Origin of the sequence: Mycolicibacterium neoaurum ATCC 25795 (assembly GCF_000691525.1) — a bacterium.
GTDB classification, from domain to species: Bacteria; Actinomycetota; Actinomycetes; order Mycobacteriales; family Mycobacteriaceae; genus Mycobacterium; species Mycobacterium neoaurum.
In genome coordinates this window covers 65,558-78,519 of the sequence record NZ_JMDW01000011.1, presented here as the reverse complement: position 1 = coordinate 78,519, position 12,962 = coordinate 65,558, and the positions used below count along the sequence as shown (strand labels likewise).

The 12,962-nt window shown below is 68.5% G+C and carries 13 protein-coding genes; 6 read left to right on the top strand and 7 right to left on the bottom strand.

The genetic code is table 11. The features are described from left to right. Window positions 1-26: 26 nt before the first annotated feature. The 3 genes from IC40_RS0116320 to IC40_RS0116310 are packed head-to-tail and all read left to right on the top strand — an operon-like array spanning window position 27 to window position 3,288. Window positions 27-1,214 carry a cysteine desulfurase family protein gene (locus tag IC40_RS0116320; protein ID WP_030135772.1) on the top strand — a complete coding sequence of 396 codons (1,188 nt, stop codon included), beginning with the start codon at window positions 27-29 and terminating at the stop codon, window positions 1,212-1,214. Then, the gene (gene mnmA / locus IC40_RS0116315; protein WP_030135771.1) at window positions 1,211-2,281 is read left to right on the top strand and encodes a tRNA 2-thiouridine(34) synthase MnmA; all 1,071 of its coding nucleotides are present in this window, start codon (window positions 1,211-1,213) and stop codon (window positions 2,279-2,281) included. Before IC40_RS0116320 ends, mnmA begins: the two co-directional genes overlap by 4 nt. After that, window positions 2,278-3,288 carry a methionine synthase gene (locus tag IC40_RS0116310; RefSeq protein WP_030135770.1) on the top strand — a complete coding sequence of 337 codons (1,011 nt, stop codon included), beginning with the start codon at window positions 2,278-2,280 and terminating at the stop codon, window positions 3,286-3,288. The genes mnmA and IC40_RS0116310 overlap by 4 nt, the downstream gene beginning before the upstream one ends. Before the next feature lie 13 nt (window positions 3,289-3,301). Here the strand turns inward: IC40_RS0116310 and IC40_RS0116305 are convergent, their stop codons facing one another. After that, on the bottom strand, window positions 3,302-4,912 hold the full coding sequence (locus IC40_RS0116305; protein ID WP_030135769.1) for a 4-coumarate--CoA ligase family protein: 1,611 nt from the start codon (window positions 4,910-4,912) through the stop codon (window positions 3,302-3,304). Between the two features lie 105 nt (window positions 4,913-5,017). On the opposite strand from IC40_RS0116305, the gene IC40_RS0116300 reads away from it, so the two are divergent. Together IC40_RS0116300 and IC40_RS0116295 are read left to right on the top strand one after the other, a co-directional pair. Next, a complete protein-coding gene (locus IC40_RS0116300; protein ID WP_030135768.1) occupies window positions 5,018-5,917 on the top strand; it encodes an alpha/beta fold hydrolase in 900 nt (299 codons plus the stop codon). 9 nt (window positions 5,918-5,926) lie between these two features. Further along, window positions 5,927-6,760, top strand: a complete 834-nt coding sequence (locus tag IC40_RS0116295) for a hypothetical protein (protein WP_030135767.1) — start codon at window positions 5,927-5,929, stop codon at window positions 6,758-6,760. Here the strand turns inward: IC40_RS0116295 and IC40_RS0116290 are convergent. Both IC40_RS0116290 and IC40_RS0116285 read right to left on the bottom strand, forming a co-directional pair. Beyond that, on the bottom strand, window positions 6,733-7,440 hold the full coding sequence (locus IC40_RS0116290) for a hypothetical protein (RefSeq protein WP_030135766.1): 708 nt from the start codon (window positions 7,438-7,440) through the stop codon (window positions 6,733-6,735). The two genes, IC40_RS0116295 and IC40_RS0116290, sit on opposite strands and share 28 nt — an antisense overlap. Further along, complete coding sequence (locus tag IC40_RS0116285) at window positions 7,437-7,832, bottom strand: MmcQ/YjbR family DNA-binding protein (RefSeq protein WP_030135765.1); 396 nt, start codon at window positions 7,830-7,832, stop codon at window positions 7,437-7,439. Before IC40_RS0116285 ends, IC40_RS0116290 begins: the two co-directional genes overlap by 4 nt. Window positions 7,833-7,933: 101 nt before the next feature. On the opposite strand from IC40_RS0116285, the gene ligA reads away from it, so the two are divergent. After that, window positions 7,934-10,000: an NAD-dependent DNA ligase LigA gene (gene ligA, locus IC40_RS0116280; protein WP_191293411.1), complete on the top strand. Its 2,067-nt coding sequence runs from the start codon at window positions 7,934-7,936 to the stop codon at window positions 9,998-10,000. On the opposite strand, the gene IC40_RS0116275 is transcribed toward ligA, so the two are convergent. Genes IC40_RS0116275 through IC40_RS0116260 form a run of 4 tightly spaced genes read right to left on the bottom strand, consistent with a single transcriptional unit; the run spans window position 9,997 to window position 12,954 of the window. Further along, complete coding sequence (locus IC40_RS0116275; RefSeq protein ID WP_030135763.1) at window positions 9,997-11,529, bottom strand: polyamine aminopropyltransferase; 1,533 nt, start codon at window positions 11,527-11,529, stop codon at window positions 9,997-9,999. The genes ligA and IC40_RS0116275 overlap by 4 nt on opposite strands. Beyond that, window positions 11,526-12,014: a DUF350 domain-containing protein gene (locus IC40_RS0116270; protein ID WP_042509545.1), complete on the bottom strand. Its 489-nt coding sequence runs from the start codon at window positions 12,012-12,014 to the stop codon at window positions 11,526-11,528. The genes IC40_RS0116275 and IC40_RS0116270 overlap by 4 nt, the downstream gene beginning before the upstream one ends. Before the next feature lie 17 nt (window positions 12,015-12,031). Beyond that, the gene (locus IC40_RS0116265) at window positions 12,032-12,463 is read right to left on the bottom strand and encodes a DUF4247 domain-containing protein (protein WP_030135761.1); all 432 of its coding nucleotides are present in this window, start codon (window positions 12,461-12,463) and stop codon (window positions 12,032-12,034) included. Next, window positions 12,460-12,954, bottom strand: coding sequence for a DUF2617 family protein (locus IC40_RS0116260; RefSeq protein WP_030135760.1), 495 nt, complete (start codon window positions 12,952-12,954; stop codon window positions 12,460-12,462). Before IC40_RS0116260 ends, IC40_RS0116265 begins: the two co-directional genes overlap by 4 nt. Window positions 12,955-12,962: the final 8 nt, after the last annotated feature.

Genomic DNA, 12,962 nt, shown 5'->3' with positions numbered 1-12,962 from the left:
CCCGCTGCGGCTATCCTGGATGGGCCATGAGCGCCGCTTACCTGGACCACGCCGCCACCACCCCGATGCACCCCGCTGCCATCGAGGCGATGACGTCGGTGCTGACCACGGTGGGCAATGCCTCCTCGCTGCACACCTCCGGTCGGGCCGCCCGGCGCCGCATGGAGGAGGCCCGCGAGACGCTGGCGCAGCTGCTGGGTGCGCGCCCGTCGGAAGTGATCTTCACCGCAGGCGGCACCGAATCGGACAACCTGGCCATCAAGGGCATCTTCTGGGCTCGCCGCGACGCCGACCCGCACCGCCGCCGGATCGTCACCGCGCCGGTGGAACACCACGCCGTGCTGGATGCCGTCGAATGGCTCGTCGAGCACGAGGGTGCCGACGTCACCTGGCTGCCGGTGGACGTCGACGGGGCGGTGTCGGCGGAGGATCTGCGCACCGTGCTGGCCGCCCACGATGATGTGGCGCTCGTGTCGTTGATGTGGGCCAACAACGAGGTGGGCACCATCTCGCCGATCGCCGACCTGGCTGCTGTCGCCGCCGAGTTCGATGTGCCCATCCACAGCGATGCGATCCAGGCGGTCGGGCACATCCCCGTCGACTTCGCGGCCAGCGGCCTGTCGGCGATGAGCCTGGCCGCCCACAAGTTCGGCGGCCCGGCCGGTGTCGGCGCCCTGCTGCTGCGTCGCGACACCGCGTGCGTACCCGTGTTGCACGGTGGTGGCCAGGAGCGCGATGTCCGCTCCGGGACACCGGATGTCGCCGGAGCGGTCGGCATGGCTGCTGCGGCGAAGGTCGCTGTGGACGAGCTGGCCGACAACAGCTCTCGGGTCGCGGCGCTGCGCGACCGCCTGATCGCCGGTGTCCATGCCTGCATCGAGGACGTCGACGTCAACGGTGCCGATGGTGATCGACGGTTACCGGGCAACGCGCACTTCACCTTTCGCGGTTGTGAGGGCGATGCGCTGCTGATGCTGCTGGACGCCAAGGGTATCGAGTGCTCGACCGGTTCGGCATGTACCGCCGGGGTCGCCCAGCCCTCCCACGTGTTGATCGCGATGGGTGCCGATCCGGCGGCCGCGCGCGGATCGCTGCGATTGTCGCTGGGGCATACCAGCACCGAAGCCGATGTGGATGCCGCGCTGACCGTGCTGCCCGCGGCGGTGCAGCGTGCCAGGGAGGCCGCGTTGGCCAGTGCGGGGACCCGCGCATGAGGGTGTTGGTCGCGATGAGCGGCGGGGTGGATTCCTCGGTGGCCGCCGCGCGCATGGTCGACGCCGGACATGACGTCGTCGGTGTGCACCTCGCGTTGTCGTCCGCGCCGGGCACGCTGCGCACCGGGTCGCGGGGGTGCTGCTCCAAGGAGGACGCCGGCGACGCCCGTCGTGTCGCCGATGTTCTCGACATCCCGTTCTATGTGTGGGATTTCGCGGACCGCTTCAAGGAGGAGGTGATCGACGATTTCGTCGACTCCTATGCCCGCGGTGAGACGCCCAACCCGTGCGTGAAATGCAATGAGACGATCAAGTTCTCCGCGCTGTCCGCGCGTGCCTTGGCGCTCGGATTCGACGCGGTGGCCACCGGCCACTACGCCCGGCTGTCCGACGGACGGCTGCGCCGCGCGGTCGATGTCGACAAGGACCAGTCCTATGTGCTGGCGGTGCTGACCGCAGAACAGTTGCGCCACGCGGTCTTCCCGATCGGCGATACCCCCAAGTCGGAGATCCGTGCCGAGGCGGCCCGCCGTGGGCTCGCGGTCGCTGAGAAGCCGGACAGCCACGACATCTGCTTCATCCCCTCCGGTGACACTCGGGCCTTCCTCGGCGCCAAGATCGGTATCCGCCCCGGCGCGGTGATCGACGCCGGGGGGACCGTGCTGGCCGAACACGAGGGTGTGCACGGCTTCACCATCGGTCAGCGCAAGGGCTTGGGCATCGCCGGGCCCGGCCCCGACGGTCAGCCGCGCTACGTCACGGGCATCGATGCCGCCACCGCGACGGTGCGCGTCGGCCCCGCCGAAGATCTCGACGTCCGCGAACTCGTCGGCGACAAGCCGGTGTTCACCGCAGGCGTCGCCCCCGAGGGACCGGTGGAGGGTGTCATCCAGGTGCGCGCACATGGCGGGCTGGCCGCGGCCGTCGTCGACGTCGCGGACGGCAGGCTGGTGGCCGACCTGCGCGAACCGCTGCGCGGGGTGGCACCGGGTCAGACGATGGTGCTCTACCGGCCGGACCCCGACGGTGACGAGGTCATCGCCAGCGCGACCGTCGCGCGCGCGTGAGCGCTTTCGCCGCCGCCACCGGGATCGGCTCGTGGCCGGGCGTCTCGGCGCATCAGGCCGCCGAGATCATCGTCGGCGACTTGCACTCGCTGGCGCATCTGGTGGAACTTCCGGGCCGCGGTGTCGGCGCCGACATGATCGGTCGTACCGGTGCGTTGCTCGTCGACATCGGTATCGACACCGCGCCGCGGGCCTACCGCATCGCCGCTGGCCGCAGCGCAGTGCTCCGACGCGCGGTAAGCCTGCTCAACGAGGACCTCGATGCGCTCGAAGAGGCGTGGGAGAAGGCCGGACTGCGTGGGCAGGCCCGCACCGTCAAGGTGCAGGCCGCGGGTCCCATCACGCTGGCCGCCGAGCTCGAGCTACCCAACGGCCACCGCGCGATCACCGACGCCGGAGCGCTGCGTGATCTGGCCGGATCGCTGTCCGAGGGCTTGGCCACCCACCGCGCCGAGGTCGCTCGGCGACTGGACGCCGACGTCGTCGTGCAGCTCGACGAGCCAACCCTGCCCGCCGCGCTGGCCGGCCGGTTGACCGGAGTCACCAGCCTGTCGCCGGTGCACCCGGTCGACGAGCAGCTGGCCGCGGCGCTGCTCGACGAGGTGATCGGCACCGTCGGCGGACCGGTTGCCCTGCACAGCTGCGCCGCCGATCTGCCGTGGATGTTGTTGCAGCGCAGCGCATTGGCTGCGATCTCGGTTGATGCCTCGACGCTGCGGGCAGGCGATCTGGACGGGGTGGGGGAGTTCATCGAGTCGGGCCGCACCGTGCTGCTCGGGGTGATCCCGGGTACGGCCCCCGCACAGCGGTGGGAACCCGAACACGCCGCCGCGGCGGCCGCGGCGGTGACCGACCGGCTCGGATTCGCCCGCACCGTCCTGCGGGACCGCGTCGGCATCACCCCGGCGTGCGGCCTGGCCGGGGCCACCGAGACCTGGGCGCGCGCCGCCCTGTCGCTAGCGCAGAAGGCCGCCGACGGACTGGCCGCCGATCCCGAAGCGATCTGACCGCCGGCCGCCGTCAGCTCCCGCGTAGATCCTTGCGCAGGATCTTCCCGGATGCCGATTTCGGGATGGCATCGATGAACGCGACCTGCCGCACCTTCTTGTACGCCGCCACCTGGCCCGCGACGTAATCCATCACGGCCTCGGCGGTGAGCTCGGTATCGGGCTGGCGCACCACGAACGCCTTGGGCACCTCCTCACCGGACTCGGTGTCGACGACACCGATCACCGCGGCGTCCGCGATCGAAGGATGGCCGAGCAGGACGGCCTCCAGCTCGGCGGGGGGCACCTGGTATCCCTTGTACTTGATCAGCTCCTTGAGCCGATCGACGATGAACACGCAGCCGGTCGGGTCGACCCGGGCCAGATCACCGGTGTGCAGGAAGCCGTCGGCGTCGATGGTCTGCCGGGTGGCCTCCTCGTTGTTCAGATAACCGGCCATCACATTGGGCCCCTTGAACCACAGCTCGCCGGTGTCGGACAAGCCCGACTCCGGGAGCCCGATCTCGGCGCCGGTCTCGGGGTCGATCAGCTTGCTCGACGAGTTGGGTACCGTCCACCCGCACGAACTCATCGGCGCGCTCGTGCCGAGCGCCTCCTTACCGCCGTCGAACGGGGTCAGGTGACTCACCGGGCTGAGCTCGCTCATGCCATAGCCCTGCACCAGCGGGGTGCCCAGCCGGGCGGTGACGGCCTTGCCCAGTTCCTCGTCCAGCGGTGCGGCTCCGGACATGATCCCGTGCAGCGAGGACAGGTCGTACTCGTCGACCAGCGGATGCTTGGCCAATGCCACCGCGACCGGCGGGGCGATGAAGGCGTGCGTGCACTTCTGCTCGGCGATGTTGGACAAGAACTCGGTCAGATCGAAGCTGGGCATGATGACCAGTTGCGCCCGTGCGTGCAGGGCGGCGTTCAACAGCACCGTCATGCCGTAGATGTGGAAGAACGGCAGCACCGCCAGCACCCGATCGCCGGCGGCCATTTTTTGCAGCGGGCGAATCTGGGCGACATTGGCCACCAGGTTGCGATGGGTCAGCATCACGCCCTTGGGATTTCCGGTGGTACCCGAGCTGTAGGGGAGCACCGCCAGATGGGTGGCCGGATCGAACTCGACGGTCGGCGCGGCGTGGCCGGCGCCGAGTAGGTCCGCGGCATTGGGATGCCCGTCGGCATCGGCGCCTGGACCGTCGAGCACGACGACCGCCGACGGGTCGAGGCCCGCGCCTTGGGCGCCCTGTACCGCCTGCGGCTTGAGCGCCGAAATCGTGACCAGCAGTGCGGCTTTGGAGTCCTTGAGTTGTTTGGTGATGTCATTGGCGGTGAACAGCGCATTGATGGTGGTCGCGGTGGCGCCCGACCGGAGGATGCCGTGGAAGGCGACGGCGAAGGCCGCGCTGTTGGGGGCGAGCAGGCCGACGACATCCCCGGGTCCGAGGCCGCGGTGGGCCAGCGCGCCGGCGAAGGCGTCGATGCGCCCGATCATCTCCCGGTAGGTGGTCGGGGTGTTCGATTTGGTGTCCAACAACGCGACCTCGTCGAGCACCGCCGGGTCGATATCGGCGAAGAGGTAGTCGTAGACGCTTGACGTGGGAATCTGCACCTGGGGGAAGGGGCTGTCGATACTCATGGTGTCGCCTATCTCATCATGACTCGCCCGCTCATGTGGGCGGCTCGCGCGGATGGTCACCAATCCGTGCGATACCGGCGGTACCGCATAACGTACAGTGTCGTGATGCCCGTCGTCACAGACAGCCCGCCCGACCTTCCCGGCGTCGAACACCGCTATCTCGACCTCGGCTCGAGCGTGACGATCCATGTCGCCGATGCCGGCCCTGCCGACGGCCAGCCGGTCATGTTCATCCACGGATTTCCGCAGAACTGGTGGGAATGGCGCGAACTCATCGCTCCGCTGGCCGCCGACGGCTACCGAGTGCTGTGTCCGGACCTGCGGGGTGCGGGCTGGAGTTCGGCACCGCGGGATCGCTATCTGAAGAACGATATGGCCGATGATCTGGCCGCGGTCTGCGACCGTCTCGGCGTGGGCCCGGTGAAGCTCGTCGCCCACGACTGGGGCGGCCCGGTGGCCACCATCTTCATGCTGCGCCACCCGGAAAAGGTCGCCGCATTCATGGGGATGAACACCGCCGTGCCGTGGCTCAAACACGACCGCGAGGCGATCCTCAACTTCTGGCGCATGTGGTACCAGGTCCCGATGATGCTGCCGGTGATCGGGCCACGGGTCATCGCCGATCGCAAGGCGCGCTATTTCAACCTGCTCGGACCGTGGGTGGGTGGACAATTCCAGACACCGCCCGCCGATATCGCCTTCTACGTCGACTGCATGCGCCGTCCGGGCTACGCGGAGGCGGGCTCGCGGTGGTACCGAACCTTCCAGCGTCGCGAGGCAATCCGTTGGCTGCGCGGCGAATTCGACCACCACAAGGTGAACGTCCCGGTGCGATGGCTGCACGGCACCGACGACAAGGTGCTGACACCGGAGCTGCTGCGGGTACTGCCCGAGCACTGTTCGGACTTCGAGCTCGAGCTGGTGCCCGGCGTGGGGCACTGGATCGTCGAACAGTGTCCCGAACTCGTCCTCGACCGGCTACGGACGTTCCTGAAGACCACTTAGGATCGGGCAGTGAGGTTGTCCGCGCTGGATCTGGCGACGCGCAAGTTCTGGCGTGCGACCGGCCGGCCGGTCGACCCGCAGGGCGACGAGTCCTGGCTGGCGGCCCCGATGGGCGTCGCGGACTGGATGTCGGCCGAAGCGGCCCGGCGCGGCGGAACACTCGTCGACGACGACCCCGACGCCGGCCTGCAGCCGTCGCTGGAGGTGCTGGCGGGTCCCGGCTTCGATCCCGGCCTGGTGCACCCGGTGATCCACGACTTCTACACCCGCACCGCCCGCTGGCGGATGGAGGTGTGGAGCAGTTGGTCCCCGCTGTTCTGGCCGGCCGGGGAAGCGGTGTCACGTCTGTTCGGCAGGCGGGTACAGCAACTGGCGCTACCGATGCGTCCGCTCGACGTGGCCCACGGTATGGACGGCAGGGTGTCGGTGATCAGCGATGCCTCCGGTGACCAGGCCGCCGCGGCGTGGGTGCGCACCCTGCGCCGCAGCGGTGACACGGTGTTCAGTGGATGTTATTCGCGTGCAACGCTTCCCGGTGCGCGACGGCCCAGTGTGCACGTCGCCTTCCCGCTGGAGGACGGCAATCTGCAGGTCTTCCTGCAACCGCAACACCGGCCCGGTGGCGGTCTGCGCCTGGTCTCACCGAGCGGACCGTGGGGCACCGACGGCGCCTACATCCTGGTCCGTGACCACGGCAGGCATTTCGCCCGCCGGGTGCCGCTGCACGAGACGTTCGATCTCTACCTCGACGACGAGGCGGTGTTGCGCACCGATCATGTGCTGCGGATCTGGAACATGCCCGCCGTCCGGTTGCACTACAAGTTGGAACGCCACGGGACGTAACCGGTCTGACCGTTCCAGTATCCGTGCTCGGACAGCGGCCGGAACCGGTAGGTGGCGAACTCCCGGTGGAAGTCACGGCGGCGCCGTTCGGTCATCGCGTCGGCATGGCGGCTCGGATGGTCGATCCCGGCCGGTGTCCGCCCGTGGACCATATCGGTCATCGACTGCACCGACCGCCAGATCGAGAAGGTCGAAACCGATCGCGGCGGGCGCATCGCGGCCAGCGCCAGCGTGGCATCGGGATGATCGCGCACCAGCCGCTCCACCGGGCGGCCCCACGACAGGAAGCGCGGCAGTTCCGGCAACCGCATCCGGGCCAGCGTGACGGCGACGACGGGCTCGTCATCCTCCCAGCGGGTGGTCTGCGGGGGCAGATCGGACAGTTCGCTCACCGTGGACCAGCGGCGCAGGAAAGTCATCCGGACATGCCATCCGGCGCCGAACCAGCCACCCTGCGTACCGGTCAGGAAGGCCTCGATGGCGGCCTCGTCGTCCCAGCGGGCGAACATCGCCACTCGGCGCAGCTGCATCCGCTCGGGGGACAATGCCGGCGCGCCCAACCGCATCAGGGCCAGGCACTCGGCGTGCCGCAGACCGTCCACCACGGGCGGCCGCCGCAGCAGCGGCATGCTCACCCGCGCGGGCACCTGGGCGAGGTGAAAGGTGAAGATCCCGGTCATCGCGCGTCGAGCTCGCGGATCAATCTCTTGGCCGCCACCAACCGGAACGACGCGTCGACCAACTCCCGCACCTCGTCCCAATCCACCTCTGCCGCAGTGAGATCCAGGCCCAGCCAGCCGAACGGGCCCATATAGGCGGGAAAGAAGAACCGGTCGTCCTGTTCCAGCGAGCGCCGATCTGACTCGTCGACCTTGACCAGCAGGGAGTAGGGGTAGGTGATCGTCGCGCCATCGGATTTCGTGCTGCCGCCGTACATGGCGAACATCTTCGGGGCACAGAACACCGGTCGGCCCCAGGACACCTTCTCGAACGCCTCCGGAAAGCCGAGGGTCACCACGCGCAGTTCGGCCAACCCGAAGTCATCGTCGGAGAACATCACCGGATGTGGCACAGGTGCCGAGTTTAATCGCTCGCTGCTCCGGCTCCGGCGCCCTTTTTGCTGGTGGGCCGGATCGCGTCGAGGCGTCGGTGCCCTGGACTAACCTGACCAGAGTGAGCTCACCGGATGCAGAGGCGCGTGGTCGCTGGCAGGAACTTGCCGAGGAGGTGCGGGGGCACCAGTTCCGGTACTACGTCAAGGACGCCCCGGTCATCTCCGACGCGGATTTCGACGTACTGCTGCGCCGGCTGGAGGCGCTCGAGGAGCAGTATCCCGAGCTGCGCACCCCGGATTCGCCCACGCAGTTGGTCGGGGGTGCCGGCTTCGCCACCGATTTCGCCGCGGCCGATCACCTGGAGCGGATGCTCTCGCTGGACAACGCCTTCGACACCGACGAACTGTCGGCGTGGGCGGCGCGGTTGGGTGCCGAGATAGGTACCGAGATCGACTACCTGTGCGAGCTCAAGATCGACGGTGTCGCGTTGGCGCTGGTGTACCGCGACGGTGTGTTGGTGCGCGCCGCCACCCGCGGCGACGGCCGCAGCGGTGAAGATGTCACCCTGAATGCCCGTACAATCGACGATATTCCCGAACGGCTTACCGGCACAGAAGAATTCCCCGTTCCTGCGGTGCTCGAGGTGCGCGGTGAGGTGTTCTTCCGGGTCGCCGATTTCGAGGAACTCAACGCCGGTCTGGTGGCCGAGGGAAAGCCGCCGTTCGCCAATCCGCGCAACAGCGCCGCCGGATCGTTGCGCCAGAAGAATCCTGCGGTGACCGCGCGGCGGCGGCTGCGGATGATCTGTCACGGTCTGGGCAAGGCCGAGGGGTTCAGTCCTACCTCGCTGCACGATGCCTACCGGGCGCTGGGTGCCTGGGGGCTGCCGGTGTCCACCCACACCACCCGGGTCCGCGGTATCGCGGCGGTCGCCGAGCGCATCGCCTACTGGGGTGAGCACCGCCACGACGTCGAACACGAGATCGACGGCCTGGTGGTCAAGGTCGACGACGTGTCGCTGCAACGTCGCCTCGGCGCCACCTCGCGCGCACCGCGCTGGGCGATCGCCTACAAGTACCCGCCGGAAGAGGTCACCACCAAACTCCTCGATATCCGGGTCAATGTCGGACGCACCGGACGGGTCACCCCGTTCGCCTACATGGAGCCGGTCAAGGTTGCCGGGTCCACCGTCGGGCTGGCCACCCTGCACAACGCGTCCGAAGTCAAGCGCAAGGGTGTGCTGATCGGTGACACGGTGGTCATCCGCAAGGCCGGCGATGTCATCCCCGAGGTGCTCGCGCCCGTGGTGGATCTGCGCGACGGCAGTGAACGCGAATTCGTCATGCCGACCCACTGCCCGGAATGCGGCACGGCGCTGGCGCCCGCCAAGGAGGGTGATGCCGATATCCGTTGCCCGAACACCCGAACCTGCCCGGCACAGTTGCGCGAGCGCGTTTTTCACGTGGCCGGCCGCGGTGCGTTCGATATCGAGGGCCTCGGCTACGAGGCGGCAAGTGCGCTGCTGCAGGCGGGGGCCATCACCGACGAGGGTGACCTTTTCACGCTGACCGCAGACCAATTACTGCAGACCGACCTGTTCACCACCAAGGCCGGTGCACTCTCGGCGAACGGTAAACGACTGTTGGCCAACCTGGACAAGGCCAAGTCCCAGCCGTTGTGGCGGGTGCTGGTCGCCCTGTCCATCCGGCATGTCGGCCCCACCGCGGCCCGCGCACTGGCCGGCGAGTTCGGCAGCCTCGATGCCATCCGGGCGGCCTCGGAGGCGGAGCTGGCCGCAGTCGAAGGTGTCGGGCCGACCATCGCCGCCGCCGTCATCGAATGGTTCGACGTCGACTGGCACCGCACCATCGTCGACAAATGGCAGGACGCCGGCGTGCGCATGGTCGACGAGCGGGACGCCGGTATCGAGCGCACGCTAGAGGGCTTGTCCATCGTCGTCACCGGCTCGCTGACCGGCTTCTCCCGCGACGAGGCCAAGGAGGCGATTCTGGCCCGCGGCGGCAAGGCTGCCGGATCGGTGTCGAAGAAGACCTCCTACGTCGTCGCCGGTGACGCGCCGGGCTCCAAGTACGACAAGGCGGTGGAGCTGGGTGTGCCGGTGCTCGACGAGGACGGGTTCGTGAAACTGCTGACCGACGGGCCGGAACCGACGGACGAGTCCTAGCGATACCCCTGCCGCATGTCCTCGACGATGCGCGGGTTCTCCAGAGTCGAGGGCGCCAGCACCTGCGGTGCGTTATCCGGCGGGAACACCGTCGCCGCGCGCAACACGTCCGGTGTCATGAAGCGCAATGACGGCGCATCGGCGGGCAGCGTGGGCTCCGGTGCCGATGCGCCGTACCGGGCCAGCGCGAAACCCCAGTCGCCGAATGTCGGGACGTGCACGTGATAGGGCGTCACCGCAAAACCCGCCGCACCCAGCGTGGACACCGTGCGCCAGAACGCGTTCGGCGTCGAGAACGGGCTGCCCGACTGCACCACCACCAGCGCATCGGGGGCGAGCACCGTGGTGAGCATCGCGTAGAACTCGACCGAATACAGCCGGCCCAGGACCGGATTGTCGGGATCGGGCAGATCGATGACGACCGAGTCGAAGCCACCTGCCGGGCGCACGGTGGGTTCGCGCAACCAGGTCATCGCATCGTCGATGATCACCTGCACGCGAGGATCGTCCAGCGCACCGCCGTTGGTATCGCGCAGCGGGCCGCGGGCCAGCTCGATGACCGCCGGGTCCAGCTCCACCTGCACGATGGTCTCGATCCGCGGCATCCGCAGCAGTTCGCGAGCGGCCAGGCCGTCGCCGCCGCCGAGGATCAGTACCGAGCCGACGTCCTCACCCACCGCGGGATACACCAGGCTCTCGGTGTAGCGGTACTCGTCGCGGGTCGAGAACTGCAGTCCGCCATCGAGATACAGCCGGGTGTCGGTCCCGCGGCGGGTGACGACGATCTCCTGATAGGCCGATTGCCGATAGGCGATGATCGGGTCGCCGTAGAGCCGCTGCCGGGTGGTGGTCTGGATACCGTCGGACGCGACGATCAGGGCGGTCAACGTCACCGCGGCGGCGGTCAGCACGGCCAGTGCAGCGCCGAGCTGGCGCCGACCGATGATTCCGCGCAGCAGGAACACCGAGACCACCGCGGCGGCAGCCAGGTTGATCATCCCGGTGACCGCGGCGCCGCGGATCATCCCGAGCTGCGGCAGCACGAGGAAGGGCCAGGCGAGTCCGCCGATCAACGCGCCCAGGTAATCCGCGGCGTTCAGGTTGGCCAGCACCCGACCGGCGTCGGCGGCAGCCGCGGTTCGGCCGCGCTGCAACAGCGTCATCAACAGCGGGACCTCGGCGCCCACCAGGGTGCCGATCAGTGCCGTTCCCAGCACCAGGATCCACAACCCGTCGCCGATGAAAGAGAAGGCCACATACATTGCGGCAGCTGATAATCCGCCGATGAGGCCAAGTAGGGTCTCCACCGCGATGAAGGTGATGGCGGCGTGGCCGAGGAACGGTTTGACCGCGAGTGCGCCGGCGCCGAGGGCGGCCACGAACCCCGCCACGATCAGCGAGGTGGCGACGATGCCGCCGCCGTGCAGGCTGGTGGACAGCGTCAGCAGGGCCAGCTCGTAGATCAGCCCGCAGGCCGCGCAGGCCGCCACCGCGGCGAGCAGCAAGGCCCGCCATCGGGTGGTGGTCATGACAGCGCGGCGGCGTTCACCCCTCCCACCGCCAGCAGGATCACCGCGGTGGCGATGGCACCGGGGTGCAGCTTCTCGTCGGTGATCAGGTCGCGGAACCGCCCGGGTACCAGCGCCTCCAACACGAGCAGCGCGGCGGCCTGCAGCACCACGGCGACAAGTCCGTAGACGAGGGCGTCGAGCAGGCCCTGTCCGAGCTGGGCCGAACTGCTCATGATCGCCACGGCCGTCACCAGTGCCAACGCCCCGTACATTCCGCACGCGACGGCGACCGCATTCGGGCGGTGGTGGACGAAGATGTGCTCGCGCAGGCTTCCTGGTGTCAACAGGTCGGTCAGCAGGAACCCCGCACCGAACACGATGATGCCGACGACGAAGTACAGCACCGCCGCGACGACGTTCTGTGTCAGCCCGGTCGCGTCGACGGAGCCGAACTCCACGGCAAGGATTGACGGCGCGGCCGTCGAAAGGTCTGACGTACCCATCGGTCCCATCGGTTCTCCTACTTAGTTCCGCCGGGTCCGCCGGAGCTACCGCCCGCGCCGCCCGCTGGTGAGCCGGGGGTGAACCCCGGTCCAAGGAAAATGAATCCGCCGCCGTTGTATCGGGCGTTGGTGTCTTCGACCCGGATGCTGCACGGGTATCGGCCCTCGGGACCGACGGTGACGATGTCGTCGTTGTAGCGCAGATACTCGGTGCCGCGATCGGATGCCCGCGCCTCAGGTGCGTGGTAGGCGGCGATATCGTCGGCGACGGACTTGGGTGACCCGCTGCATTCGTAGCGCCGGTTGCCGCCGTCGGCCGAGTACTGCCGGTATGTTTCCCGCACGTGGTTGCGAACATCTTTGTTCTGCAACGCGATTCCGCCGATGAGTAACACCACTCCTAGTGTGCCCAGTAGCGCTGACAGGCCGAACAGGGTGTTGCGTGTCATGGCCGCCAACGGCTTTCGGTGTGCACGACCATGCCGCCGGTCCCGCCGTCGGGGTAGAGATGCCAGGTCTGCCAGCGCCACCCGGCACCATCGGGCTCGGCGCACAGCGCCGTCAGCGCGGCGTCGTCACCGGGGAAGCAGCCACCCAACCAACCGGTCTCGATCTCGCAGCGGGAGCGCAGCTCGGCGGCGATGCGTCGGAAGGACTCTTCCTCGTGCACGACGGTATCCGAACTCATCCGGTAACCCGGGCCTTCCGTGGTGGCCGGCAGGTGTGTGCTGTCATCGAGATGGTGGCAGGAGACCTGCTCGGAGAACGTGCCCACGGTGACGATATGGGAGGCCCCTAGCACTCCCAGCACCAGTTCGGCCCCGGTGGGGTGGACCAGCGTGGCGCTCGCCAGGACATGCCGCGCCGGCGTATTCAATGCGAGTCGCAGATTCGCGCCGCTGACGTCGGCGGGTGGCACGTGAAGTCGGTGCAACGGCAACGCAGTGC

Bases quoted from the DNA above. Each gene is read 5' to 3' on its own strand.
- IC40_RS0116300 (WP_030135768.1), top strand. From the start codon at position 5,018: ATGCCCGTCGTCACAGACAGCCCGCCCGACCTTCCCGGCGTCGAACAC.
- IC40_RS0116270 (WP_042509545.1), bottom strand. From the start codon at position 12,014: ATGGGTACGTCAGACCTTTCGACGGCCGCGCCGTCAATCCTTGCCGTG.
- IC40_RS0116320 (WP_030135772.1), top strand. From the start codon at position 27: ATGAGCGCCGCTTACCTGGACCACGCCGCCACCACCCCGATGCACCCC.
- IC40_RS0116305 (WP_030135769.1), bottom strand. From the start codon at position 4,912: ATGAGTATCGACAGCCCCTTCCCCCAGGTGCAGATTCCCACGTCAAGC.
- IC40_RS0116265 (WP_030135761.1), bottom strand. From the start codon at position 12,463: ATGACACGCAACACCCTGTTCGGCCTGTCAGCGCTACTGGGCACACTA.
- mnmA (WP_030135771.1), top strand. From the start codon at position 1,211: ATGAGGGTGTTGGTCGCGATGAGCGGCGGGGTGGATTCCTCGGTGGCC.
- IC40_RS0116290 (WP_030135766.1), bottom strand. From the start codon at position 7,440: ATGACCGGGATCTTCACCTTTCACCTCGCCCAGGTGCCCGCGCGGGTG.
- IC40_RS0116275 (WP_030135763.1), bottom strand. From the start codon at position 11,529: ATGACCACCACCCGATGGCGGGCCTTGCTGCTCGCCGCGGTGGCGGCC.